Genomic DNA, 23,639 nt, shown 5'->3' on the forward strand with positions numbered 1-23,639 from the left:
TGAATTGCCTGTGCGGACGGGGTGTCCGGCGCGGCCGGGCGCGGATGAAAGGATGGGCGCGTGTCGAGCACCTGGTTCCTGTTCGTAGTCGTCGCCGTCGTCGTCCTGGTCGCCCTGCTGGTGACCGGCCTGCTGGTCGCACGCAGGCGGCGGATCAGCCTGGACGCCCAGCGCGAGGTCGAGGCGAAACCGAAGGGTGGCTCGTACGCGGCCAGCGGGGGCATCGCGCTCGCGCCCGGCGGCACGGCCGAGGCCGAAGCCCCGGAGCACCCGGTCGAGGACCGGCCGGAGGTCGACGGCCAGCCCGCGGTGGGCGACGACGCGGCCGTGCCGCGTGACTCGGCGCAGCGCACGGTCCGGGACGTCAAGCTGCCCGAGGCGCCCGAAGCGCCCGCGCCGGCCGAGCCCGCGCCGGCCGAGGAGATCGAGCCGGCGACCGGCCGCATGGAGCGGCTGCGCGGCCGGCTGTCGAAGTCGCGGTCGGTGTTCGGGACGAGCCTGCTGGGCCTGCTCGGCGCCGGCGACCTCGACGAGGACTCCTGGCAGGACGTCGAGGACACGCTGCTGATGGCCGACCTGGGCGCGGCCACCACGAACCAGATCGTCGAGCGGCTGCGCGACGAGCTCTCCCGGCGCGCGGTGCGGTCGTCGGCGGAGGCCCGCGAGGTGCTCCACGAGGTGCTGACGGCGCAGCTGTCGACCGACGGCCACCGCGCGGTCCGGGCGCTGCCGCACACCGTCGACGGCAAGAAGCAGCCGGCGGTGGTGCTGGTGGCGGGCGTCAACGGCACGGGCAAGACGACGACCACGGGCAAGCTCGCCCGCGTCCTGGTGGCCCAGGGCGGCACGGTGCTGCTGGGCGCGGCGGACACGTTCCGCGCGGCGGCGGCCGACCAGCTGCAGACGTGGGCCGAGCGCGTGGGCGCGGAGGTCGTCCGCGGCAAGGAGGGCGCGGACCCGGCGGCGGTGGCGTTCGACGCGGTCAAGCGCGGCGTGGACACCGGCGTGGACGCGGTCCTGGTCGACACGGCGGGCCGGCTGCACACGAAGACGGGCCTGATGGACGAGCTGGGCAAGGTCAAGCGCGTCGTGGAGAAGCAGGCGAAGGTCGACGAGGTGCTCCTCGTGCTCGACGCGACGACCGGCCAGAACGGGCTCATGCAGGCCCGGGTGTTCGCCGAGGTCATCGACGTGACGGGCATCGTGCTGACCAAGCTGGACGGCACGGCCAAGGGCGGCATCGTGTTCCAGGTCCAGAAGGAGCTGGGCGTCCCGGTGAAGCTGGTCGGGCTGGGCGAGGGCCCGGACGACCTGGCGCCGTTCGAGCCGGGTGCCTTCGTGGACGCGCTCCTGGGCTAGGTGATCTGCTCCCGGGTGGCCCAGTCGTGGCCCGGGCACAGCCCGTTCCAGCCTCGCCGGCCGACCGGGATCGTGCAGCGTGGCCCGAACCGGAACACCTCGGCCCGGCAGTTCGAGTCGCCCGCCGGCGAGCGCGGGGCGGCGCCCCGCTCGGCGGCGCGCGCGATGATCGAGGCGGCGGCCGACGGGGCCGGGAACCCGCCGGGTGCGGCCGGGAGCTGCCGGGGTGCGATGGGCGCCCGGCGGTGCCGGGTCGAAGGGACCCGTGCCGTCCGCCGCCTGCAGCCCCAGCTTCTTCAGCAGGCTCTCCGTCGGCTGCTCGGTCGCGATGGTGAGCCGGTCGGTCCCGCTGCTCGCGACCCAGTGCCGCACCCAGCCGATGCCGTACAGCACCGGCCGCCGAACCGGACGGTGATGTCGAGGTCGCTGGTGACGTCGCCGAGCCGGTGCCGGCGCGGCTCGGCGACCGGGGGCAGGACGAGCTGCCGCGGCCCGTCGAGCAGCCGGTCGACGCCGCGTTCGGCGAGACGGCCGATGACGGCGGCACCGGCCGTCTGCCCCAGCCAGAGGAGCGCCAGGGTGATCGGTTCGGCCACTTCGGCTCCCTCCGCGAGCGCGTGCTGCAGGGAAAGAGGCGCCTGGGCCCCGAGCTGATACCTAAAGCCGGAACAGCGGCGTTCCGTCGGCCTTCCGCAGGCCCAGCTGCAGGATCACCGGCGCCGACGGGCGGTTGACCGCGATCAGGCACGGCGACGTCCGGCGGGCCGCGACCGTCAGCCGCGACCAGCCGATGCCCTGCAGGGTCCGCCGCGTGGGGTCGACGACCATGGCCGCGCCGAAGTAGCGGCCGCCCGGGAGCGCGATGCGGGCGGTGTGGCCGAGTACCGCGGAGAACGCGGTGCCGGTCCGGCTGCCGTCCTCCTGCAGCGTGAGGATCACCGGCGTCCGGCCCTTCGCGGCGAGGTGGTGCCGGACGCCGATCTCGACGGTCCCGGCCGCGGTCTTGGCCGGCCGCGGCCAGGCGGGCGGTGCGGCGGGCCCGTCGAGCGCCCGGTCGACGAGCCGGTCCAGGAGGTTCGAAGCGGCGCCCTGTGCGAGCCAGGCCAAGGCACCGGTGTGCGTGTCCATGCGCGCCTCCGGCGATGTTCGATGACGGCGGACGCGCACCGGCGCAGAATCCGGGCATGCCCGGTTGACGCACGTCCGCTCGTGCCCCTCCTCGTAGCAGACGCTTCGAAGCCGTCATTCGCTACGAGAGAGGCCCCATCATGACCGCCAATCGCGGAGATCGGGTGCTGCTGCGTCCGATCGGCGCAGCAGCACCGCGTCCGAGCCGGACGCCGGGGAGCTGAGTCAGTCCTTGTCGATGACCTGCTGAAGCAGCCGGCTCATCTGCTCAATGCCGATGTTCACCTTGGTGAACCCGCGGTCGACCTTGGCGTCGAGCTGATCGAACTTCGACTCGAGCAGGTCGAGTCGCTGGCCCTGCTCGACCTGCGTCTCGCGCATGGCGTTGAGCACCTTGGTGTGGCCGTTCAGGATCTGCTTGAACTCGGACACATCGCGGTCTGCCGTTCCGGCGAGCACGCGGGCGGCCGCGGCGTCCTGCCGGATGCGCTGCATCTGTTCCTCCAGTGCGGTCACTCGGGTTTCGAGGTCTTCGAGGCTTGCCATGCCGCGTACTTTACCGGCGCAGGTTTCGCTCGCCGCAGGGGGGTCACTTTGTGTCACCCTAAATTCACCCAGTGTCACACTTGTGCGACGGCCTGGGACAGGCTGGCCCCGAGGGCGTCCGCCACCCGCTGCACCGCCGGGGCGATGTGCGCCACCGCCTCGGCGGTCAGCCGCCCGGACGGGCCCGACACCGACACGGCCGCCGGCACCGGCGCGCCCGGCACCGCCACCGCGACGCACCGCACTCCCAGCTCCTGCTCCGCCTCGTCCAGCGCGTACCCCTGCGCGGCGATCCGCGACAGCTCCACCGCCAGCGCGTCCGGGTCCGTGAACGTGTGCTCCGTGTACGCCGGCATCCCCGTCCGCGAAAGCAGCTCACGGACATCGGAAGACGGCAGGTGCGCCAGCATCGCCTTCCCGACCCCCGTCCCATGCGGCAGCAGCCGCCGGCCGACCTCCGTGAACATGCGCATCGAATGCTTCGAGGGCACCTGGGCCACGTACACGACTTCGTCGCGCTCCAGGACCGCCAGGTTCGCCGTCTCGCCGACCTCCTCCACCAGCTCGGCCAGCAGCGGCCGGGCCCACGCGCCGAACTGCATGCTCGCGTTCTCGCCCAACCTGATGAGCCGCGCGCCCAGCGCGTAGCGGCGGTTCGTGTTCTGGCGGACGTACCCCAGGTCCACGAGCGTGCGGATCAGCCGGTGGATCGTCGGCATCGGCAGCCCGGACAGCGTCGCCAGCTCGGACAGGCTCGCCTCGCCGCCGGTGTCCGCGAGGTGTTCCAGCAGCTCGAAGGCGCGCTGCAGGGACTGGACGCCGCCGTCGCGACCGTTCTTCTCCGCCGGCACGGTGGCCCTCCTTACGTCGGCGTTGAGCTTCCGCTATGCAGAAACTATAGTCCGGCTGGTAGAAAACCGTAGGGACGTTATCCAAAGATCCGAACCCTCGAGGTGTTTCCCCATGTCTTCTGAAGTCCAGGTGCTGGGCGACCCGGTCGAGCGCGGCGACGAGATCCTCACGCCGGAGGCGCTCGCCTTCCTCGCCGGCCTCCACGACGCCTTCGCCGGCCGCCGCGACGAGCTGCTCCAGGCGCGGAGCAAGCGCCGCGAGGAGGCCCGGACCACCGGCCGGCTCGACTTCCTGCCGGAGACGAAGGAGATCCGCGAAGGCGACTGGCAGGTCGCCGGCGCGCCCGCCGCGCTGCGGGACCGCCGCGTCGAGATCACCGGGCCGACCGACCGCAAGATGACGATCAACGCGCTCAACTCCGGCGCGAAGGTGTGGCTGGCCGACCTCGAGGACGCCAACACCCCGCACTGGCACAACGTCGTCTCCGGCCAGGTCAACCTCTACGACGCCATCCGCGAGACGATCACCCTGGAGAGCGGCGGCAAGAGCTACGCGCTCTCCGGCGACGTCGAGCACGCCACGATCGTGGTCCGCCCGCGCGGCTGGCACCTGCCCGAAGCCCATCTGTCCTTCGGCGGCCGCGAGGGCGTCGGCGCGCTCGTCGACTTCGGCCTGCACTTCTTCCACAACGCCGCCGAGCTGCTCAAGCGCGGCAAGGGCCCGTACTACTACCTGCCGAAGATGGAGAGCCACCTCGAAGCGCGGCTCTGGGACGACGTCTTCACGCACGCCGAGAAGACCCTCGGCATCGAGCACGGCACCGTCCGCGCCACCGTGCTGATCGAGACCATCCCGGCCGCGTTCGAGATGGAGGAGATCCTCTACGAGCTGCGCGAGCACGCGTCGGGCCTCAACGCCGGCCGCTGGGACTACCTGTTCAGCGTCATCAAGTACTTCCGCGACGCGGGCGAGAAGTTCGTGCTGCCGGACCGCAACTCGGTCACCATGACCGCGCCCTTCATGCGGGCCTACACCGAGCTGCTGGTGCGCACCTGCCACAAGCGCGGCGCGTTCGCGATCGGCGGCATGGCCGCGTTCATCCCGAGCAAGGACCCCGAGACCAACAAGGGCGCCTTCGAGAAGGTCCACGCGGACAAGTCGCGCGAAGCCGGCGACGGCTTCGACGGCTCCTGGGTCGCCCACCCGGGCATGGTCGAGCTCTGCAAGGAGGAGTTCGACAAGGTCCTCGGCGAGCAGCCGAACCAGCTCGGCCGGACCCGCGACGAGGTGAGCGTCACCGCCGACCAGCTGCTGGACGTCGCTTCGACGCCGGGGAGCGCGACGGCGGCCGGCCTGCGTGCCGCGGTCGACGTCGGCGTCCGGTACATCGCCTCCTGGCTGGGCGGCAACGGCGCGGCGGCCATCCACAACCTGATGGAGGACGCCGCCACCGCCGAGATCTCGCGCTCGCAGATCTGGCAGTGGGTCAAGAACGGGACCACTTTGGACAGTGGCGACACCGTGACGGCGGAGCTGGTGCGCGGCGTGCTGGCCGACGTCCGCGGCGAGCTGGCCGGCGAGCTCAAGCCGGAGCTGCTGGAGCCCGCGGTGGAGCTGTTCGAGCAGGTCGCGCTGGCCGAGGAGTTCCCGGACTTCCTGACGCTGCCCGCGTACGAGAAGATCAAGTAGTGCGCCTGCCCGAGGACGTCTACGCCGCCGCCGACGCGCGCTTGGCCGAGGCCGACGCGCGCGTCGCGGCGGCGTACCCGGGGGAGCGGCCGGGACGCCGGCCCGTGCACACGGTCTACGTCCCGGCTTCGCAGTACAAGACGCGCCTGGTGGCCGACTGGGGCAAGCAGGCGATGCGCGTGTTCATCGAGCACGGCGACCTGCTCGGCGTCGACGCCGACGTGTACGAACGCGTCCGGGCCAAGCTGCTGACCGAGCCGATCGAGGACCTGCGGATCGACTTCGAGGACGGCTACGGCCGCGTGCCGGACGACGTCGAGGACGCCGCCGCGCGCGCGGCCGGCCAGACTCTCGCGACGACCGGCGGGACACCGTTCTGCGGCATCCGCTTCAAGAGCTTCGAGGCGGCGACGCGCCGGCGCGGGATCCGCACCCTGGACCTGTTCCTCGGTTCGCTGCTGGACAACGGGCCGCTGCCACCCGGATTCGTCGTCACGCTGCCGAAGGTGACGGCGGTGGACCAAGTTGCTGTCGCCGCGGAAGTACTGGCGCACTTGGAATCCGCGTACGAACTAGCTTCGGGGACGCTGCGCTTCGAGGTCCAGATCGAGACCTCCCAGTCCATTGTGGACCTCGATGGAACGCTGTCGGTGGCGCGGATCGTGCAGGCCGCGGCGGGCCGCTGCTCGGGGCTGCACTACGGGACGTACGACTACAGCGCGGGCCTCGGCATCGCGGCGGCGTACCAGAGCATGGAGCACCCGGCGGCGGACCTGGCCAAGGGTTTGATGCAGGTCGCGGCGGCGGGCACCGGCGTCCGCCTCTCGGACGGCTCGACGAACAAGCTCCCGATCGGCGACGCCCTGCCCGCGGCGTGGGCCGAACACCTCCGGCTGGTGCGAAGGTCACTGGAGCGCGGCTTCTACCAGGGCTGGGACCTGCACCCCCACCAGCTGCCGACCCGCTTCGCGGCGACGTACACGTTCTACCGTTCGGGGTTCCCTGAGGCGGTGGAGAGGTTGCGCGCGTACGCGGAGAAGACGGCCGGGGGAGTGCTGGACGAGCCGGCGACCGCGCAGGCGCTGGCGGTGTACCTGCTGCGGGGGCTCGACTGCGGGGCGTTGGACGAAGGTGAGCTGCCGTTCGGCCGGGCTGAGCTGGAGAAGTACGCACTGCGGCTCGCGTGAGCAGTGGCAGAGCGGGCGCTCAAGGGGAAGCGCCCACTCAGCCACTGCTCACGGTGACTGCTACGACGGCAACCGGCCGGGGTGTTCCGGCCGGTGTGCGATCACGGCAACCACGGTCAGCACGGCGAGCTGACCCGCGATCGTCCCGGCTGTCGCCCACGTCGGAAGAGCCGCCGCAGCCGCCTTCAACGTCAGCGTCGGCCCGAGGACCGCGCCGAGCACCACCAGCACGTCCAGGACCGTGGTGAGCAGCCGGCGGGTCTGGCTCGACGGCACCGCCATCTCCGCCTTCACCTCCGACGTCTCGATCCGGACGTGCGCGAACCGGCTCGGGCTGTCGTCCCGGTCCGGTTCTCCTCCGTGAGGTGCGGATGGATCCGCACGCTCGATTTCGGCACCCATGCTCGTGCCCGTTCCTTTCCGGGCCCGGCCAGGCGTCCTCGGTGGCACGCTGGACCGGGGACCACTTTTCGTGACCGCGGCTCGCGCCGCGGCCGGTTTACCGGCCGGCGATTCCCCCCGACAATGGGCAGTCGCCGCCCGGTTCCCCCGGAGTCCCTGCCGCGAGGAAGCGTGGTCCTGCTTCCCGATCACTCGGCCCGCCTGCATGAAGACGAGTCCGCGTCAAGGGTGCCGTTCGACTGTAGAACCCCGCAGGCTAGATCGCAACACACTTCTGCTGCGAAAAATGTGTGCTTCCGGTGTCGAACATGTCATGATGGTGTGGCAAGCAGAGGAGGAAGCATGCCCGCAGGTGAGGAGAACCGGTCCGCGGTGGTCGACCGCGTCAACGTTGCGTTGATTGCCGAAGCGGTCGAGGCGCTGGCGAAGCTCCAAGAGCGCACCGGCCTGAAGAAAGTCGACCTCGTCAACCGGGCCCTCCTGGTCTACGAGTTCCTCGATGCCGAGCTCAAGGCGGGCAAGCAGGTCTTGTTGCGCGATCAGGACGGCCGCGACCAGCTCGTGAAGATCTTCCTGTAGTTACTCGCCGAGGCGGGCGCGGTCGGCGGCGGCCCGGCCCGCGCCCCAGCCTTCGTGGCTCCGGACGGTCACCGACTTGTTCACCACTTCGGGGAACAGCTCGGTGAACGCCGCCGCCACCTGCTTCTCGTGTGACGCCAGCACCGGCAGCAGCTCCGGCGATTCCGCGATCGTCGCCTCCGTGGCTCGCTCGAGCCGCTCGCCGATGCGGGTGGCGTAGGAGACGAGGAACGACTTGCGGAACGGGCGGGACCGGCCGGCCGGGTCGGCGATCATCGCCCGCGTCGCCTGGACGAGCAGGGACGTCGTCAGCAGCTCGACGGCGGCCAGGTCGTCCTCGTCGCCGACCGCCGTGACGAACTCCCAGCGCGGGTCGAAGACCGCGCGGCAGCGGTTGGCCTTCGCGACCACGTGGACCAGCAGCGACTTCGCGTCCGTGTACGGCGTGTCGAGCCAGATCCGGCGGGCCGCGGGCCGCTCGGGCACCTCGTCCGCCTCGACCAGCACTCGGTCCAGGGCGTGGCGGGTCATCAGCTCCTGCGCCTTCGCCGAAAGCGCCTCGGCCTCCTCCGGGTACGTGCTCGACTCGGCCTTGGCCAGCAGGGCGCGGACCCGGCCCAGCTTCTTCTCGTCGACGGCGTGGTGACCCGCCGGACGCCCGGGCGCGGTCCCCGGCGCGGGCAGGACGACGGTGACCGGCGGCAACGTCTTCAGCAGGCCGAAGGCTTCGATGGCCGCCGCGACGGCTTCGGACGGCGTCAGGATGTGCTTCGCCGCCCACTGCGGCAGGTGCGGCTCCGTCGTCGTCCACCAGCGGCCGGTGCTCACCGCGTCGAGCTGGGCCTGCCAGTCCGGGTGGACGACCGCGAACTGCCCGGCGTACGCGACCAGGGTGTCGAGCAGGTACGAGCCGGCGAACTCGTCGAGACGGCGGCGGGCCGCCTGGTGGAGGTCGGCGGGCAGCCAGCCGCCCCGGCACGCCCGGCCGATCAGCTGCCGGGCAATCAGATCGGCAGCCGAGGCGAGTTCGGCCGGCAGCGTGAACCCCGGCGCGAGCCGTCGGGCGTCGCCCGGTGCGGCGGCGAGCAGCGCGTCGCCGAACTCTTCGACCGTCGTCGGCGGCGGGCCGACGGGAACCTTGCCCACCCGCCCAGTCTGCCGCAGTGTCCTTTCCGGGCGTCGGGTACGTCACTGCGAGCGTTAACACCGCTGGAACATCCGATGCCTAGGGTCGCGCCATGGCGGAGAACAAGAAGCGCTGGTGGACGTCCGTGTTCGTGCAGCTGCTCGTCGCGGTGGTCGCGGGCGTGCTGGTCGGGCACTTCTGGCCGGTGCTCGGTGCGCAGCTCAAGCCGGTCGGCGACGGCTTCATCCGGCTGATCAAGATGATCATCGCGCCGCTGATCTTCTGTGTCGTGGTGACCGGGATCGCGGCCGTCGGCGACATCAAAGCGGTCGGACGAATCGGACTCAAGGCCATCGTCTACTTCGAGGTCGTCACGACGTTCGCGCTGCTGTTCGGCCTGGTCGTGGCGAACGTCTTCCGGCCCGGGGCCGGGCTGGACATCAACCCGGCGACCCTCGACCCGAAGGCCGTGGCGAGCCAGACGAAGGGCGGACAGCTGCCGTCCGTCGGCGACTTCCTCCTCCACACCATCCCTGACAGCGTGGTGAACGCCTTCGCGCAGAACCAGCTGCTCCAGGTGCTGGTGTTCGCGGTGTTCTTCGGCGTGGCACTGGCCGCGATCGGGCGCGAGCGAGCCCCGCTGGTGCTCGGCTTCGTCGACCAGGTGCAGCAGGTCATCTTCAAGGTGATGGGCTGGATCATGCGGGTCGCGCCGCTGGGCGCGTTCGGCGCGATGGCGTTCATCATCGGCCAGTACGGTCTGTCCACTTTGGGCACCTACGCGAAGCTGATCGCCGCCTGCTACGGCGCGGCCGTGCTCTTCACGCTGGTCCTCGCCGCGATTTCCCGGTTCTACGCCGGGGTTTCGGTCTGGAAGTTCCTCCGCTACGCGCGTGAGGAGTTCCTGCTCGCGCTGGGCACGGCCTCGACGGAGTCGGTGATGCCGCGGATCATGGTCAAGCTGACCGACGCGGGCTGCTCCCGCGCCGCGACGGGCCTGGTGGTGCCGACCGGGTACTCGTTCAACCTCGACGGCGCCACCATCTACCTGTCGATCTGCACCGTGTTCCTGGCGCAGGCGTTCGGCGTGGAGATGACACTCGGCCAGCAGCTCCTGGCCGTGCTGATCCTGATGCTGACGTCGAAGGGCATGGCGGGCGTGCCGGGCTCGAGCTTCCTGGCCCTGTCGGCGACGGCCGCGGCGATCGGGGCGTTCCCGGTGGCGGGCGTGGCCCTGCTGCTGGGCGCGGACCGCCTGATGGACTCGATGCGCGTGTTCGTCAACCTGCTGGGCAACTGCGTGGCGACGTTCGTGGTGGCGAAGTCCGAGGGCCAGCTCGACCGGGAGAAGCTGCGGGAAACCCTGGACGGAGCGACGCCGGTCGCGGCCTAACGCAGCCGCGGGAGCGCGTCCCGGGCGAAGTGGCTCAGCGTGCGCAGGTCTTCGGTGAACCGCTCCCGGTGGTCGTCGGGCAGGGGCCGGAAGAAGAACTGCTCGACGTTCGCCACGTGCACGCGGCTGGCGCGCACGGTCGTCTCTTCGCCGAACGAGGTCAGCCGGACCAGCTGGACGCGGCGGTCGGCCGGGGACGCCGTGCGGGTCACCAGCCCGAGCGCCTCCATCCGGTCGACCAGCCGGGTCGCCCCGCCGGTGGTGAGCACCTGCTCCTGCGCGATCGAGCGCATGGTCAGCCCGTCGTCACCGGTGCGGCCCACGATCAGCAGGACCTCGTACATCAGGTGGGTGATCCCGCATTCGCGCTCCAGTGCCCGCCCGAGCAGGTAACCGAGCCGGTTTGCGGCGCCCTGGAGCTGCCCGAAGGCCAGCACGCGGGCGTCGTCCGCCGCCTGCCGGGCCGAAGTTATCTCGGGGTCCACGCCCTCAGTCTCCTCCCGGCATGCGGCCGCGCAACGCGAGACGGCGGCCGGTGGGGTGCGAGGCACGTCCCCTGCGCCGAGCGGCGTTTCTAGTCGCCGGCGCGCAACGCCAGGTACACGTCGAGCTGGTCGGCGAACTCCGTCAGATCCACCCCCAGCAGCTCACCCGCCCGCCCGATCCGGTAGCGCAGCGTGTTCACGTGGACGTGCAACGCCTTCGCCGCCCGGGTGGGCGAGCCCGAGCACTCCAGGAACACCCGGACCGTGTGCACCAGGTCCGTGTGCTGCTCGGCGTCGTAGGCCAGCAGCGGGCCGAGCACCCGGCGCCGCAGTGCCGCGCGCAGCCCGGCCGGCGCACCCGCCAGCAGCAGCTCGTGCGCCGCCACTTCACCGGCCCGGACCACCGCCACCCGGCCCGGCTGCCGTGCCGCCACCGCCAAGGCGTACCGCGCGCTCTCCGCGGCCTCCGCCCGCGGTCCCGGATCGCCGACCCCGCACAGGAGCCGCGCCGCCCGCAGCAACGGCTCCACAATGGACAAGCCCGCGGGCTGGAACCGCGCGACAGCCGCGTAAGACGTGTCACCCGCGGAATCGAACACCACCGCGTCCGGCAGCCACTCGGTCAGCACGTCCCGGCTCTCGTCGCTGCCCTCGGTCCGCAACGCGACGACGCACACCTCCTCGGGCAGCGACACCGCCGGCGGCACGGCCCGCGCCCGGGTGACCCCGACGAGCCCCGCCACCTCCTCGGTCAGCTCCGCCTGCGCGGTGCTCACCGGCCCGCCGACGGCGATCAGCCACGGCACCGCGTGCCTGCCCTCGACCGGGAGCACGGTCAGCGGTCCCGGCTCGCGTGCCGCGTACCGGCGGACCACCTCCTCGGGCGGCATCGGCAGCGGGGCCGTCCCCGCGACGAGCCGGCCGAGGCCCGACAGCACCCAGCAGGGCAGCCCGAGTTCCGCCGCGGCGCGCTCCACCAGCGTCTCCACCGGGGCCTCGGCCGCCGCCTGCAAACGTTTGCGCGCACTGTCGGACGCCGCCGCCAGCGCCAGCACGACCTGCTCGGTGATCACCGAAAACGACAGGTCGGCCGGCACTTCCAGGAGCGGGATCCGGTGGCGGACGCAGGCGTCGACCACGTCGTCCGGGATGCCGCCGGAGTCGGCGCCGGACGCGGCCAGCGCCGCCGCGCCCGACCGGGCCAGCGCGGCCACGAACGGTTCGGCGTCCCCGGGCGCGTGCCACCAGAGCAGGCCGGACAGCACCAGCTCACCGGCCGACAGGTACCGTCCGGGGTCGGACAGCTCCGTGACGTAGATGCGCGTCACCGGCCGGTCGAGCAGGTCGGTCCCGGCCCGCGGGCGCAGCCGCAGCCCCGGCAGGTCCAGCAGAGTTTTCACGGTCGTCATGAGGCTTGTAGGAAAGCACAAACGCGCCCGGGTCCGCTCCCGTGCGGTTCATGCGTGCTGCCGTTGCCGCCCGGCCGTGATCCGTCGTCTACTGGTCTATCGCACCCGCGAAGGAGCACCTCTCTGAAGGAGAACCAGTGGAGTTCCTGCGTCCCGCGACGCTCGCCGAGGCGCTGGCCCTCAAGGCCGAGCGGCCGGACGCGGTGCCGATCGCCGGCGGCACCGACGTCATGGTCGAGCTCAACTTCGACCACCGGCGCCCGGCAGCCCTCCTCGACCTGACCCGGGTCCCCGAGCTGGCGCAGTGGTGGTCCACATCGGACGGCACGGTCCGGCTCGGCGCCGGCGTCCCCTACTCCCGCGTCATCGCCGAACTGGGTGAATCCGTCCCCGCGCTGGCCATGGCCGCCCGCACGGTCGGGTCGCCGCAGATCCGCAACCGCGGCACGGTCGGCGGCAACCTCGGCGCCGCCTCGCCCGCCGGCGACACCCACCCGGTGCTGCTCGCCCTGGACGCGCGGGTCGAGGTCGCGTCCGTCCGGGGGACCCGGATCCTCCGCGCGGAGGATTTCTACGTCGGCGTGAAACGGCACGCGCTGGCCCCGGACGAGCTGATCACCGCCGTCCACCTGCCCGGCCACGCCGGGCCGCAGCAGTTCGCCAAGGTCGGGACGCGCAACGCGATGGTCATCGCGGTCTGCTCCTTCGCGCTGTCGCTCCGGCAGGGCGAGGTCGGCGCGGCGATCGGCTCCGCCGCCCCGACCCCGCGCCGCGCCCGGGAGGCCGAGGCCTTCCTGGCCGCCGAGCTGCCCTGGACGTCACCCGAACCGCTGCCGGACTCGCTGAAACGCCGCTTCGGCGACCTGGTCGGCGCCGCCGCCCGGCCGATCGACGACGTCCGCGGCAGCGCCGCGTATCGGAAGCACGCGCTGGGGGTACTCGCGCGGCGTACGTTGACCTGGGCCTGGGACGAACACCGGACGGGGGAGCGCGCATGCGCCTGAATGTCACGATCAACGGCGAGCAGCGCCAGGCGGACGACGTCTGGGAAGGCGAAAGCCTGCTGTACGTGCTGCGGGAACGGCTCGGCCTCCCGGGCTCCAAGAACGCCTGTGAGCAGGGCGAATGCGGCTCCTGCACGGTCTACCTCGACGACGTCCCGGTGTGCGCCTGCCTGGTCGCGGCCGGGCAGGCCGAGGGCCGCGTGGTCCGCACGGTCGAGGGCCTCGCCGACGGCGACGCGCTCGACCCGGTCCAGCAGTCCTTTGTGGACGCGGGGGCCGTGCAGTGCGGCTTCTGCACCCCCGGCCTGGTCGTCGCCGCGCACGACCTGCTGAACCGCGTCCCCGATCCGAGTGACGAGGAGATCCGCGAAGCGCTGGCCGGCAACCTCTGCCGCTGCACCGGCTACGAGAAGATCCTCGACGCGGTGCGTGCCGCGGCCAAGGGAGGTGTGGCGTGAGGACGCTCATCGCGAACGCGGCGATCGCCACCGTCAGCGGTCCCGAACACAAGTCCGGGCACGTCGTCGTCGAGAACGACCGGATCGCCGAAGTCGGCGAAGGCGTCTACACCGGCGAGTTCGACGAGCGCGTCGAGGCCGAAGGCTGCCTGGTCACGCCCGGCCTGATCAACACCCACCACCACCTCTACCAGTGGGCGACCCGCGGGATGGCGGCCGACCACACGCTCTTCGAGTGGCTGGTCGCGCTCTACCCGGTCTGGAGCCGCCTCGACGACGAGATCACGCACGCCGCGGGCACCGCCGGGATGGCGCGGCTGGCGCTGACCGGCTGCACCACCGTCGCCGACCACCACTACGTCTTCCCGCGCGACGGCGGCGACCAGGTCGCGGCGCTGGCCGCGGCCCGCCAGCGCGTCGGCGTCCGGCTGCACGTCGTGCGCGGGTCGATGGACCGCGGCGAATCCGACGGCGGCCTCCCGCCGGACAACCTCGTCGAGACGACCGAGGGCGCGCTGACCGGCACCGAAGCGGCCATCGACCGCTTCCACGACGACTCCCCGGCCGCCCACCTGCAGATCGCGGCGGGGCCCTGCTCGCCGTTCTCGGTCACCGAGCGGCTGATGTCCGGCGCGGCCGAGCTGGCCCGCCGCAAGGGCGTCCGGCTGCACACGCACCTCGCGGAGACCGTCGACGAGGAGCGCCAGTGCCTCGCCGAGGTCGGCTGCACGCCCGCCGAGTACGCCGACAAGCTGGGCTGGCTCGCCGACGACGTCTGGCTCGCGCACACCATCCACCTCGCGCCCGAGGCGATCCGCCGGTTCGGCGCGACCGGCACCGGGTCGGCGCACTGCCCGACGTCCAACGGCCGCATCGGCGCCGGCATCGCGCCCGTCCGCGACCTGCTCGACGCCGGGGTCGCGGTCGGCCTGGGCGCCGACGGCGCCGCGTCCAACGAGTCCGGCGGCCTCGGCGAGGAGCTCCACCAGTCGCTCCTGCAGGCCCGCCAGCGCTGCGGGCCCCGCGGCCTGACCACGCGGGAAGCGCTGTGGATGGGCACGATGGGCGGCGCCCGCTGCCTCGGCCGCGCGGCCGACCTCGGCTCGCTCGAGCCGGGGAAGCTCGCCGACCTCGCCGTCTGGGACCTGACCGGGCTCAACTACGCCGGCATCACCGACCCGGTCGCGGCGCTGGTGCTCGGCACCACCCCGCCCCTGCGCCGCCTGTTCGTCGGCGGCAAGGCCGTCGTCGAGGACGGCACCCTGCGCGAAGCCGACGAGTCCGCGATCGCCCGCGAGCTGGCCGCCGCGAGCGCCCGGCTGAGGGAGAGCAGATGACGACGTCCGTCACCTCGCAGACCGCCAACGGCATCGGGACCTCGCCGCGGCGGCCCGACGGCACGGTGAAGGTGCGCGGCGAGTTCGCCTACTCCTCGGACCTGTGGCACGAGGACATGGTGTGGGGCGTGACGCTGCGCAGCCCGCACCCGTACGCGCGGATCACCGGCATCGACATCGCGGAAGCCCTCGCCGTGCCCGGCGTCCACGCGGTGCTGACGCACGAGGACGTCCCCGGCGTCAACCGGTACGGCCTCGAGCACGCCGACCAGCCGGTGCTCGCCTCTGACGTCGTGCGCTACCAGGGCGAGCCGGTGGCGCTGGTCGCCGCCGACCACCCGGAGACCGCGCGCCGCGCGATGAAGCGAATCAAGGTCACCTACGAAGAGCTGGAGCCGGTGACGGACTCCGAAGCGGCCGTCGCGGGCGAAGGGCCTTCGCTGCACTCCGGTGGCAACGTCGTGCGGCACGTGAAGATCCGCCGCGGCCCGCAGGACCTCGACGCCGACGTCGTCGTCTCCGGTGTCTACGAAGTCGGTATGCAGGACCAGGCGTTCCTCGGGCCGGAGTCCGGGCTCGCCGTGCCGGACACCGAAGGCGGCGTCGACCTGTACGTCGCCACGCAGTGGCTGCACGTCGACCAGCAGCAGATCGTCGCCGCGCTGGGCCTGCCGGTCGAGAAGGTGCGGCTGACGCTCGGCGGCGTCGGCGGGGCGTTCGGCGGCCGCGAAGACCTGTCGATGCAGGTGCACGCCTGCCTGCTGGCGCTGCACACCGGCAAGCCGGTGAAGATGGTCTACAACCGCGAAGAGTCCTTCTACGGACACGTCCACCGCCACCCGGCGAAGATGTACTACGAGCACGGCGCCACCCGCGACGGCCGGCTCGTGTACGTGAAGACGCGCCTGTACCTCGACGGCGGCGCGTACGCGTCCTCGACGGGCGCGGTGGTCGCGAACGCGGCGACACTCGGCGTCGGACCGTACAAAGTGGACAGTGTCTCGGTGGACTGCTGGGGCACGTACACCAACAACCCGCCGTGCGGCGCGATGCGCGGCTTCGGCGCGGTGCAGGCGGCCTTCGGCTACGAGTCGCAGATGGACAAGCTGGCAGCCGCCTGTGGACTGGATCCCGTCGACATCCGCGTCCGCAACGCGATGAGCGAGGGCGACCTGATGCCCACCGGCCAGGTCGTCGACGCGGAAGCGCCGGTCGCGGAGCTGCTTTCCCGGGTGCGGGAGATGCCGCTGCCCCCGGAGCGGCCCTTCGACCTGCGGCACATGCCGGGCGGGGTGTCGAACACGACGCACGGCGAGGGCGTCGTCCGCGGCGTCGGGTACGCCGTCGGGATCAAGAACGTCTGCTTCTCCGAAGGCTTCGACGACTACTCGACGGCCCGCGTGCGCCTGCAGGTGGTCGGCGGCGAGCCGGCCGCGACCGTGCACACCGCGGCCTGCGAGGTCGGCCAGGGCCTGGTGACGGTCATGCAGCAGATCGTCCGCACCGAACTCGGCGTCGACCGGGTGACGGTGCTGCCGATGGACACCTCGATCGGCAACGGCGGCTCGACGTCGGCGTCCCGCCAGACGTACGTCACCGGCGGCGCGGTGCAGGCCGCCTGCGTGGCGGTGCGCGCGCGGCTGCTGTCCCGCTTCGACCAGCGGGTGCGGGTGGTCGGCGGCAAGGTCGTCGCGGCCGACGGCCAGGTGGTCGCGGACCTGGTGGACGTCCTCGGCGACGACGTCCACGACGAGACGGTGGAGTGGCGGCACCGCCCGACGTCCGCGCTGGACCCGGAAACCGGCCAGGGCACCGCGCACGTGCAGTATGCGTTCGCCGCGCACCGGGCGGTCGTGGACGTCGACACCGAGCTGGGCCTGGTCAAGGTGGTCGCGCTGGACTGCGCCCAGGACGTCGGCAAGGCAGTGAACCCCCAGGCCGTGCTGGGCCAGATCCAGGGCGGCTCGGCGCAGGGGCTCGGGCTCGCGGTGATGGAGGAGATCCAGACGTCCGGCGGGAAGATCCGCAACCCGTCCTTCACCGACTACCTGATCCCGACGGTGCTGGACATGCCGCCGATGACCATCGACGTCCTGGAGCGCCCCGACCCGCACGCGCCGTACGGCCTGCGCGGGGTGGGCGAGCCACCGACGATCTCCTCGACCCCGGCGATCGTGGCGGCGATCCGGGCCGCGACCGGGCTCGCGCTCACCCGCGTCCCGGTGCGGCCGGAGCACCTCACCGGGACATGAGCGTCTTGGCCACCTCGACGGTCGCGGCGCCGGCGACGGCCATCGCTTCGGTGTCGCGCAGCGACCGGCAGAGCACGAACGCGCCTTCGAGGTTGTTGACGGCGGTGATGGTCAGCGTCCGGGCGGCTTCCGCGCTGAGCCCGAAGGCCGCGAACTTTTCGGTCCCGGCGTCGATCCAGGCGGTGAAGACGTCGGCGGTGGCCTGCCGCAGCGGCTCGTTCGTGGCGGCCGCCTCCAGGGCGACGGTCGCGATCGGGCAGCCTTCGACGTAGCCGGTGGCTTCGAGCGTGGCGATCCCGGCGGCGAAGAAGGCCTCGATCCCGCTGACGAGGTCTTCGGCCGGTGTGATGAAGAGGTCGAACAGCGCGATGTACGCCAGACCCGAGGTGCGGATGACCTCCTCGCCGAGCTGTTGCTTGCCGCCGGGGAAGAAGTGGTAGAGCGACCCGAAGGGCGCGTTGGCCTCGGAGACGATCTGCTTCAGCCCGGTGCCGGCGTAGCCGTTGCGCCGGAACAGCTCGGCGCCGGCGGCCATGATGCGGTCCTTGGTCCCTGCCACGGAGCCGAGGATACGCGGCCGGTAGAGCGTTCTATCAAATCCGGGTTGTCCACAGGTTGGCCGGGCTGTGGGCGCGGGTCCGAAACGTCATGAAAGAGTCGTTCATGACGTCGGACGTCATGAACGACTCTTTCAGTGCGTCGGCGACGGCTCCACCGCTCAGTGGAGGTCCCAGGCCGGGCCCGGGTCCTCGGCGTCGTCGCGCAGGATGGTGCCCTCGATCAACCCGTACGGCCGGTCCGCCGCGTAGAACACCTCGTTGTCGTTCTTCAGCCCGAACGGGCTCAGGTCCACCAGGAAGTGGTGCTTGTTCGGCAGCGACAGCCGAACCTCGGCCACCTCCGGGCGGGCCTCCAGCACCGCCGCGCCCATCGCGTACAGCGTCTGCTGCAGCGAAAGGCTGTGCTTCGTCGCGAACGTCTCCAGCATCACCCGCCGGACTTCGCGGTGTGATTCCGCCCAGTCGGCTTCCTCGCCCTGGTAGCGCCACCGGGCCGTGACGGCCGTGGCCAGGATGCGGTCGCCGGTCTCGGCGAGCGTCGTGTACTGGTCGCGGGGGAAGCCGTGGAACTCCGAGCCGGTCGACTTGAGCAGCGTCAGGCCGTCGATGCCGGACACCACCCACGCGCGGCCGCCCTGCACCGTCACCGCGGTCGTGCGCCGCTCGTTGCCGGAGCGGCTGAACGCGTGGTCGTGCGGCGAACCACCGACCGCGATCCGGTCCCAGCCGTGCTCGTCGATCTTGATCCGGGCGCCCGTGATGTTCTCCTGCGTGCCCACGAAGTGCCTGGCCAGGCGCAGGCCGAAGTCCTCGATCTCGCCGACCGGTGCCTCCTTCGCGAAGGCGTACACCGTGTTCTTCTGCGTGTCGGTCGCCAGCACGCCGGCGTTGTCGCCGGTCAGGTGCGTCGCGGCCAGCTCGCCGCGCAGCGACGTCGACACCGTCAGGTCCTTGAGGTGGTGCACCGGGCCGTCGCGGCGCACCGTGACCAGGCGGACCTCCGCCTTGCCGTACTGGTTGGGGCCCAGGGTGATGGCCACGGTCAGCTCCCTCGGTAGGTCGAATAGGCGAACGGGCTGAGCAGGAGCGGCACGTGGTGGTGCGCCGCGGGGTCGGAGATCCGGAACGTCAGCGCGACCTCCGGGAAGAACGCGGCCGGGCCCAGGTAGGCGCCGGTGTCGAAGACCAGGCGGTAGCTGCCAGGGGCAAGGGTTTCCGGGCCGAGGTCGCGGATGCGGCCGTCGGCGTCGGTGCGGCCCTCGGCGATCAGCTCGCCCTCGGCGGTCTCGAACCGGACGGCGATCCCCGCGGCGGGGCGCCCGGCCGCCGTGTCGAGGACGTGGGTCGTCACGAGGCTCACGCCGCCACCGCCTTGGTCAGCCGCAACGAGGCGATCTTCAGCAGCTCCCGGCCGGCGACGGCCAGTTCGGTCGCCGGGTCGTTGTGCAGCCGTTCGCGGAGGATCTTCAGCAGCTCGTCGCCGCTGCGGCCGCCGGCGCAGACGAGGTAGACGTGGCCGAACTTGGCTTCGTACTCGGCGTTCGCCGCGGCGAACGCGTCCGGATTGTCCACACCGGACTGTTCGGAACGCGCGAAGCCGCCCGCGGGTTTCTCTCCGATCCGCGGGTGCGCGGCCATCGCCTGCCGGATCTCGTCGCTGTTCAGCGGCAGGTCGGCGGCGGCTTTCAGCGCGTCGAGATCGGCGTACGGGCGCCCGGCGAGCACGGCGTCGACCCACCGGGGCACGGCGAGGCACTCCGTCAGCAGCGGCCGGACGTCGGTGGTGTTGAACTCGGTGAGCAGCACGGGCTGACCGTACGTCGGCGCCGGAGTTCCGTCAACATTTTGTTGAAAGACCTGGTCAGTCGGCTTCCCGGTTGAGGTAGTTGTAGACGGTGAACCGCGTGACGCCCAGCGCGTCGGCCACCGACGAGACGGATTTCCGCAGGCCGAAGGCGCCGCGTTCGCGCAGCAGCCGCACCGCGCGCTGCTTGCCCGCGCGGTCGAGTTCGCCCAGTCTGGCGCCCAGTTCCCGTTCGACGTCGGCGATCAGCCGGGCCAGGGCGTCGTTGAGCTCGACGACGGGCGCGCTGCCCGGGTCGTCGGCCCGGCGCAGCTGCAGCGTGACCCGCGTGGCGCCACCGTCCAGCGCCGCCTTCGCGATGGCCGGGAGGGCTTCGAGCAGCTCCTTCGCGTCGCCGCGGGCGAGGGTGCCGAGCGGGCCGAAATCGGTGTCCAGCCCGGCTTCCGCGGCGGCGTCCCTGGCGGCGACGGCGTGTTCGGGCGGCGAACCTTCGCCGTGGAACGGTTCGCTGGTGAACTCCGCTTCTAGCCGCACGAAGATGACCGTAACGCGCGACGTCCGTCGTTGACGAGCGGCGCGCGCCGTGGTTACTGTCGTTGTGCGAAACCGCCTTTCCGTTCTGTGAAATCGGCGGTGTCATTCCTCCCGACGAAGGGCTTCGGATGGATCTTGTGGTGCGCGCCGCCCGGGCCGTGACGCCCGAGGGCGAGGTCCCGGCGACCGTCGGCGTCGACGGCGGCCGGATCGTCGCGGTCGAGCCCGCCGGCACGGCGCTGGCCGGCGACCGCGTCCTCGACCTCGGCGACGACGTCGTGCTGCTGCCCGGACTGGTCGACACGCACGTTCACGTCAACGACCCCGGCCGCGCCGAGTGGGAAGGCTTCGAGACGGCGACCCGCGCGGCCGCGGCGGGCGGGGTGACCACGATCGTGGACATGCCGCTGAACAGCCTGCCGCCGACCGTCGACGTCGCGGCCCTGGAGGTCAAGCGCAAGGCGGCGGCCGGCCGGGTGCACGTCGACGTCGGGTTCTGGGGCGGCGCGATCCCGGGCAACGTCGGCGACCTGCGGGGCCTGCACGACGCCGGGGTGTTCGGCTTCAAGTGCTTCCTGCTGCACTCCGGCGTCGACGAGTTCCCGCCGCTCGACCCGGCCGGGCTCGACGAAGCGTTGCGGGAGCTGAGTTCCTTCGACGCGCTGATGATCGTCCACGCCGAAGACGCGCACGAGATCGACGACGCACCCGAACCACACGGCGGTCGCTATGTCGACTTTCTGCAGTCGCGGCCGCGCGAAGCCGAGAACCTCGCGATCTCGCAGGTGATCGACGCGGCCCGGCGCCACTCCGCGCGGGCGCACATCCTGCACCTGTCCTCTTCGGACGCTTTGCCGCTGATCGCGTCGGCGCGGCGTGACGGCGTCCGGCTGTCGGCGGAGACCTGCCCGCACTACCTCAGCTTCGTCGCCGAGGAGATCCGCGACGGCGCCACGCAGTTCAAGTGCTGCCCGCCGATCCGCGAGGCGGCCAACCGCGAGCTGCTCTGGCAGGGCCTCGCCGACGGCGTGATCGCCACGATCGTCAGCGACCACTCGCCGTGCACGCCGGAGCTGAAACGCTTCGACAGCGGCGACTTCGGCCAGGCGTGGGGCGGGATCTCCAGCCTGCAGCTGGGGCTGCCGGCGATCTGGACGCAGGCGCGGCAACGCGGGTTCGCGCTCCCCGACGTCGTCCGGTGGATGGCCGAGCGCCCGGCCGCGCAGGCCGGGATGCGCCGCAAGGGCCACCTCGCGGTGGGCTACGACGCCGACTTCTGCGTGTTCGCGCCGGACGAGGCGTTCGTGGTCGACGTCGCGAAACTGAAGCACCGCAACCCGGTCAGCGCCTACGACCGGCGGCCGCTCGCCGGCGTCGTGCGCTCGACCTGGCTGCGGGGCACCGAAATCACCGGCGACGAGCCGCGCGGCGCGCTGCTCACCCGGGGCAACTGCTGAAAGGGAGACCGTCGTGTCCGACCGTCCGGAGTGGACAGAACTGCCCGACCTCGCCTCCCGCCGCTTCGGCGGCACGGTGATGTGGGCGACCGACGAGCTGTTCGCCGAGAAGGAGAACCTGGTCAACCCGTGGGTGCCGGCGCACCGCGCGGAGACGTTCGGCCCGAAGGGCCAGGTCTACGACGGCTGGGAGACCCGCCGCCACCGCGAACCGGGCGACGACCAGGCCATCGTCCGGCTCGGCCTGGCCGGTACGGTCACCGGCGTCATCGTCGACACGGCGTTCTTCAAGGGCAACTACCCGCCGTTCGTCTCGGTCGAAGCGACGTCGCTTCCGGGCTACCCGTCGGCGGCGGAGGTGGCCGCGGCGGAGTGGGACGTCCTGGTCGACCGCGCCCCGGCGTCAGGCCACACGGAGAACTTCTACGCGGTCAACGGCTCGCGGCGCTACACGCACGTCCGGCTGACGCAGCACCCGGACGGGGGAGTGGCGCGCCTGCGCGTCCACGGCGCGCCGATCCCGGACCCGGCCCTGCTCGACCTGGACGCCCTCGACCTGGCGGCGCTGGAGAACGGCGCGATCGTCACGGGCTGCAGCAACCGGTTCTATTCGTCGCCGAACAACATCCTGTCGCCGGGCCTGGCTGCCCACCAGGCGGAGGGCTGGGAGACGGCCCGCCGTCGCGACGACGGCAACGACTGGGTGACGCTGCGGCTGGCGGGCGCCGGGATCGTCCGGTTCGTCGAGCTGGACACGAGCAACCTGAAGGGGAACGCGCCGGGCTGGGCGTCGGTGAGCGGCCGGGAGACGTACGGCGAGTGGGTTCCGCTGCTGCCGAAGACGCGGCTGCAGCCGGACACGCGCCACCGGTTCGCGCTCCCGGACGGCCCGGAGGTGTCGGAGGCCCGCCTCGACATCTACCCGGACGGCGGCCTGGCACGGCTGCGGTTGTTCGGCCGGCTCACCGAAGCGGGCCGGACGAACCTGAAGGCCCGGTTCGACAAGACGCGCTAGTTCGCGCCGGGCCGGTTGAGGTAGGCGGAGGCCAGCGACAGCACGCAGGCGCAGCCGACGATCGCGCTGACCCACCACTGCATGCCGACGACAACGCTCCAGACGAAGCCCGCCGCCGCAAGGGCGGCGACGAGGAGGTTCCGGAACTGCAGCGGGGTCGGCTTGGCCATGCCGCCAGCCTCTCACGGCCCCTGTCCGGCCCCGCGTTGTGCCCTGTTCTCCGACCCTATGGCCAACTGCGACATCGATGAGGCACTTAGCCATAGGGTCGGAGAACAGCCGCGTCAGACCTCCGCGCGCTGCCCGGGTTCGAGCAGCACGAGCCGGTCGGCGAGCCCCGCCGCGTCGAAGGCTTCCCGCAGCGTGTCCGGTCCCTCGCTGAAGTGTCCCCAGCCCCGGAAGTGCAGCGGAACCACCTTCGCCGCCCCGAGCACCTTCGCGGCCTCGACCGCGTCCACGCTGGTCAGCGTCAGCGGTGCCCCGTCGAACAACGGCGTCCGGGCCGCGCCGGCGAACAGCACCGCGATGTCCACCCGGAACCGTTCCGCGATCTCTCGCACCAGGCCGACCGACGCGTTGTCCCCGCTCACGTACACCGTCGGCAGCCCGTCGCCGGTCAGCACGAACCCCGTCACGTCCCCGGTGAGCCGTGCCGCTCCGGCGGGCCCGTGCAGCGCCGGAACCGCAGTCACGGTGAGGGCCCCGACCTGCGTCGACTCCCACGGCTCCAGGCCCCGCGCCGTCCCGCCGAGCCGCTCGGCCCCGCTCGGCGTGATCAGCGTCAACGGCACCGTCGCCAGGTACGCGCGGCCGCGGTCGTCGAGGTTGTCGGGGTGCTGGTCGTGCGACAGCAGCACCGCGTCCACCGCCCCGACCGCCTCCTCGGTCAGTGCCGAATCCTCGGTCTTGACCAGCACGCGCTCGCCGATCGGGTGGTCGCCGGGCGGGTCGAACGTCGGGTCGGTGAGCAGCCGGACGCCGCCCAGCTCCAGGAGGGCGGTCGGGCCGCCGGAGAACGTGATCCCGAAAGTCATACCCGGGCCAACAGCGGCAGCCGCCGTGG

Annotated in this window: 26 protein-coding genes; 11 read left to right on the forward strand and 15 right to left on the reverse strand. The window is 72.0% G+C overall.

Going from position 1 to position 23,639, the window contains the following annotated elements:
• Positions 1–60 precede the first annotated feature (60 nt).
• Entirely contained in the window at positions 61–1,359 is a 1,299-nt protein-coding gene (gene ftsY, locus BLW76_RS13040; protein WP_091306673.1) for a signal recognition particle-docking protein FtsY, read from the forward strand.
• 296 nt (positions 1,360–1,655) lie between these two features.
• Here the strand turns inward: ftsY and BLW76_RS13045 are convergent, their stop codons facing one another.
• The 4 genes from BLW76_RS13045 to BLW76_RS13060 form a co-directional block, all read right to left on the reverse strand.
• Complete coding sequence (locus BLW76_RS13045; RefSeq protein WP_091306675.1) at positions 1,656–1,955, reverse strand: hypothetical protein; 300 nt, start codon at positions 1,953–1,955, stop codon at positions 1,656–1,658.
• A gap of 61 nt (positions 1,956–2,016) precedes the next feature.
• Positions 2,017–2,487, reverse strand: coding sequence for a hypothetical protein (locus BLW76_RS13050; RefSeq protein WP_091306678.1), 471 nt, complete (start codon positions 2,485–2,487; stop codon positions 2,017–2,019).
• A 225-nt stretch (positions 2,488–2,712) separates the two neighbouring features.
• Positions 2,713–3,033: a hypothetical protein gene (locus tag BLW76_RS13055; RefSeq protein WP_091306682.1), complete on the reverse strand. Its 321-nt coding sequence runs from the start codon at positions 3,031–3,033 to the stop codon at positions 2,713–2,715.
• A 74-nt stretch (positions 3,034–3,107) separates the two neighbouring features.
• Complete coding sequence (locus BLW76_RS13060) at positions 3,108–3,884, reverse strand: IclR family transcriptional regulator (RefSeq protein WP_091306685.1); 777 nt, start codon at positions 3,882–3,884, stop codon at positions 3,108–3,110.
• A gap of 112 nt (positions 3,885–3,996) precedes the next feature.
• Here BLW76_RS13060 and aceB point away from each other — a divergent pair, with 112 nt between their 5' ends.
• Together aceB and BLW76_RS13070 are read left to right on the forward strand one after the other, a co-directional pair.
• Positions 3,997–5,574 (forward strand): malate synthase A, encoded by a 1,578-nt coding sequence (gene aceB, locus BLW76_RS13065; RefSeq protein ID WP_091306688.1) that lies wholly within the window; start codon positions 3,997–3,999, stop codon positions 5,572–5,574.
• Complete coding sequence (locus BLW76_RS13070) at positions 5,574–6,761, forward strand: DUF6986 family protein (RefSeq protein WP_091306691.1); 1,188 nt, start codon at positions 5,574–5,576, stop codon at positions 6,759–6,761. Before aceB ends, BLW76_RS13070 begins: the two co-directional genes overlap by 1 nt.
• A gap of 60 nt (positions 6,762–6,821) precedes the next feature.
• Here BLW76_RS13070 and BLW76_RS13075 read toward each other — a convergent pair whose 3' ends face one another.
• Complete coding sequence (locus BLW76_RS13075) at positions 6,822–7,163, reverse strand: hypothetical protein (RefSeq protein ID WP_091306694.1); 342 nt, start codon at positions 7,161–7,163, stop codon at positions 6,822–6,824.
• A gap of 342 nt (positions 7,164–7,505) precedes the next feature.
• Here BLW76_RS13075 and BLW76_RS13080 point away from each other — a divergent pair, with 342 nt between their 5' ends.
• Positions 7,506–7,742 (forward strand): hypothetical protein, encoded by a 237-nt coding sequence (locus BLW76_RS13080; RefSeq protein WP_091306696.1) that lies wholly within the window; start codon positions 7,506–7,508, stop codon positions 7,740–7,742.
• Here BLW76_RS13080 and BLW76_RS13085 read toward each other — a convergent pair whose 3' ends face one another.
• Positions 7,743–8,888 carry a DUF2786 domain-containing protein gene (locus BLW76_RS13085; protein ID WP_244170150.1) on the reverse strand — a complete coding sequence of 382 codons (1,146 nt, stop codon included), beginning with the start codon at positions 8,886–8,888 and terminating at the stop codon, positions 7,743–7,745.
• A gap of 92 nt (positions 8,889–8,980) precedes the next feature.
• Here BLW76_RS13085 and dctA point away from each other — a divergent pair, with 92 nt between their 5' ends.
• Positions 8,981–10,261 (forward strand): C4-dicarboxylate transporter DctA, encoded by a 1,281-nt coding sequence (gene dctA, locus BLW76_RS13090; RefSeq protein ID WP_091306701.1) that lies wholly within the window; start codon positions 8,981–8,983, stop codon positions 10,259–10,261.
• Here the strand turns inward: dctA and BLW76_RS13095 are convergent.
• Positions 10,258–10,746, reverse strand: a complete 489-nt coding sequence (locus tag BLW76_RS13095; RefSeq protein WP_091306704.1) for a MarR family winged helix-turn-helix transcriptional regulator — start codon at positions 10,744–10,746, stop codon at positions 10,258–10,260. The two genes, dctA and BLW76_RS13095, sit on opposite strands and share 4 nt — an antisense overlap.
• An 89-nt stretch (positions 10,747–10,835) precedes the next feature.
• A complete protein-coding gene (locus BLW76_RS13100) occupies positions 10,836–12,155 on the reverse strand; it encodes a PucR family transcriptional regulator (RefSeq protein WP_091306707.1) in 1,320 nt (439 codons plus the stop codon).
• A gap of 137 nt (positions 12,156–12,292) precedes the next feature.
• Between BLW76_RS13100 and BLW76_RS13105 the strand changes: the two genes are divergently transcribed.
• The 4 genes from BLW76_RS13105 to pucD are packed head-to-tail and all read left to right on the forward strand — an operon-like array spanning position 12,293 to position 17,206.
• Positions 12,293–13,159 carry an FAD binding domain-containing protein gene (locus BLW76_RS13105; RefSeq protein ID WP_091306710.1) on the forward strand — a complete coding sequence of 289 codons (867 nt, stop codon included), beginning with the start codon at positions 12,293–12,295 and terminating at the stop codon, positions 13,157–13,159.
• Positions 13,150–13,617: a (2Fe-2S)-binding protein gene (locus BLW76_RS13110; RefSeq protein ID WP_091306712.1), complete on the forward strand. Its 468-nt coding sequence runs from the start codon at positions 13,150–13,152 to the stop codon at positions 13,615–13,617. The genes BLW76_RS13105 and BLW76_RS13110 overlap by 10 nt, the downstream gene beginning before the upstream one ends.
• Entirely contained in the window at positions 13,614–14,954 is a 1,341-nt protein-coding gene (locus tag BLW76_RS13115; RefSeq protein ID WP_091306715.1) for an 8-oxoguanine deaminase, read from the forward strand. Before BLW76_RS13110 ends, BLW76_RS13115 begins: the two co-directional genes overlap by 4 nt.
• A complete protein-coding gene (gene pucD / locus BLW76_RS13120) occupies positions 14,951–17,206 on the forward strand; it encodes a xanthine dehydrogenase subunit D (protein ID WP_091306718.1) in 2,256 nt (751 codons plus the stop codon). Before BLW76_RS13115 ends, pucD begins: the two co-directional genes overlap by 4 nt.
• On the opposite strand, the gene BLW76_RS13125 is transcribed toward pucD, so the two are convergent.
• The 5 genes from BLW76_RS13125 to BLW76_RS13145 all read right to left on the reverse strand — a co-directional run bounded on the left by BLW76_RS13125 (position 17,193) and on the right by BLW76_RS13145 (position 20,104).
• Positions 17,193–17,765 carry a TetR/AcrR family transcriptional regulator gene (locus BLW76_RS13125; protein WP_435792495.1) on the reverse strand — a complete coding sequence of 191 codons (573 nt, stop codon included), beginning with the start codon at positions 17,763–17,765 and terminating at the stop codon, positions 17,193–17,195. The genes pucD and BLW76_RS13125 overlap by 14 nt on opposite strands.
• 159 nt (positions 17,766–17,924) lie before the next feature.
• Entirely contained in the window at positions 17,925–18,806 is an 882-nt protein-coding gene (pucL, locus tag BLW76_RS13130; RefSeq protein WP_091306722.1) for a factor-independent urate hydroxylase, read from the reverse strand.
• Between the two features lie 2 nt (positions 18,807–18,808).
• Positions 18,809–19,126 carry a hydroxyisourate hydrolase gene (gene uraH, locus BLW76_RS13135; protein WP_091306725.1) on the reverse strand — a complete coding sequence of 106 codons (318 nt, stop codon included), beginning with the start codon at positions 19,124–19,126 and terminating at the stop codon, positions 18,809–18,811.
• Positions 19,123–19,572 carry a 2-oxo-4-hydroxy-4-carboxy-5-ureidoimidazoline decarboxylase gene (gene uraD / locus BLW76_RS13140; protein WP_091306727.1) on the reverse strand — a complete coding sequence of 150 codons (450 nt, stop codon included), beginning with the start codon at positions 19,570–19,572 and terminating at the stop codon, positions 19,123–19,125. The genes uraH and uraD overlap by 4 nt, the downstream gene beginning before the upstream one ends.
• 55 nt (positions 19,573–19,627) lie before the next feature.
• A complete protein-coding gene (locus BLW76_RS13145; RefSeq protein WP_091306729.1) occupies positions 19,628–20,104 on the reverse strand; it encodes a helix-turn-helix domain-containing protein in 477 nt (158 codons plus the stop codon).
• 128 nt (positions 20,105–20,232) lie between these two features.
• Between BLW76_RS13145 and allB the strand changes: the two genes are divergently transcribed.
• Together allB and alc are read left to right on the forward strand one after the other, a co-directional pair.
• Positions 20,233–21,561 (forward strand): allantoinase AllB, encoded by a 1,329-nt coding sequence (gene allB / locus BLW76_RS13150; RefSeq protein ID WP_091306731.1) that lies wholly within the window; start codon positions 20,233–20,235, stop codon positions 21,559–21,561.
• 13 nt (positions 21,562–21,574) lie between these two features.
• Complete coding sequence (alc, locus tag BLW76_RS13155) at positions 21,575–22,576, forward strand: allantoicase (RefSeq protein ID WP_091306734.1); 1,002 nt, start codon at positions 21,575–21,577, stop codon at positions 22,574–22,576.
• On the opposite strand, the gene BLW76_RS48475 is transcribed toward alc, so the two are convergent.
• Positions 22,573–22,746, reverse strand: coding sequence for a hypothetical protein (locus BLW76_RS48475; RefSeq protein ID WP_167384592.1), 174 nt, complete (start codon positions 22,744–22,746; stop codon positions 22,573–22,575). The genes alc and BLW76_RS48475 overlap by 4 nt on opposite strands.
• Positions 22,747–22,860: 114 nt before the next feature.
• Positions 22,861–23,610, reverse strand: a complete 750-nt coding sequence (locus tag BLW76_RS13160) for an MBL fold metallo-hydrolase (protein ID WP_091306737.1) — start codon at positions 23,608–23,610, stop codon at positions 22,861–22,863.
• Between the last annotated feature and the right edge of the window lie 29 nt (positions 23,611–23,639).

This window comes from Amycolatopsis tolypomycina (genome assembly GCF_900105945.1).
GTDB classification, from domain to species: domain Bacteria; phylum Actinomycetota; class Actinomycetes; order Mycobacteriales; family Pseudonocardiaceae; genus Amycolatopsis; species Amycolatopsis tolypomycina.

Excerpts from the sequence above, each read along its gene's own strand:
- BLW76_RS13110 (WP_091306712.1), top strand. The coding sequence starts at position 13,150 with ATGCGCCTGAATGTCACGATCAACGGCGAGCAGCGCCAGGCGGACGAC.
- dctA (WP_091306701.1), top strand. The coding sequence starts at position 8,981 with ATGGCGGAGAACAAGAAGCGCTGGTGGACGTCCGTGTTCGTGCAGCTG.
- BLW76_RS13055 (WP_091306682.1), bottom strand. The coding sequence starts at position 3,033 with ATGGCAAGCCTCGAAGACCTCGAAACCCGAGTGACCGCACTGGAGGAA.
- BLW76_RS48475 (WP_167384592.1), bottom strand. The coding sequence starts at position 22,746 with ATGGCCAAGCCGACCCCGCTGCAGTTCCGGAACCTCCTCGTCGCCGCC.
- aceB (WP_091306688.1), top strand. The coding sequence starts at position 3,997 with ATGTCTTCTGAAGTCCAGGTGCTGGGCGACCCGGTCGAGCGCGGCGAC.
- BLW76_RS13080 (WP_091306696.1), top strand. The coding sequence starts at position 7,506 with ATGCCCGCAGGTGAGGAGAACCGGTCCGCGGTGGTCGACCGCGTCAAC.
- pucD (WP_091306718.1), top strand. The coding sequence starts at position 14,951 with ATGACGACGTCCGTCACCTCGCAGACCGCCAACGGCATCGGGACCTCG.
- BLW76_RS13100 (WP_091306707.1), bottom strand. The coding sequence starts at position 12,155 with ATGACGACCGTGAAAACTCTGCTGGACCTGCCGGGGCTGCGGCTGCGC.
- BLW76_RS13050 (WP_091306678.1), bottom strand. The coding sequence starts at position 2,487 with ATGGACACGCACACCGGTGCCTTGGCCTGGCTCGCACAGGGCGCCGCT.
- BLW76_RS13160 (WP_091306737.1), bottom strand. The coding sequence starts at position 23,610 with ATGACTTTCGGGATCACGTTCTCCGGCGGCCCGACCGCCCTCCTGGAG.
- allB (WP_091306731.1), top strand. The coding sequence starts at position 20,233 with ATGGATCTTGTGGTGCGCGCCGCCCGGGCCGTGACGCCCGAGGGCGAG.
- BLW76_RS13075 (WP_091306694.1), bottom strand. The coding sequence starts at position 7,163 with ATGGGTGCCGAAATCGAGCGTGCGGATCCATCCGCACCTCACGGAGGA.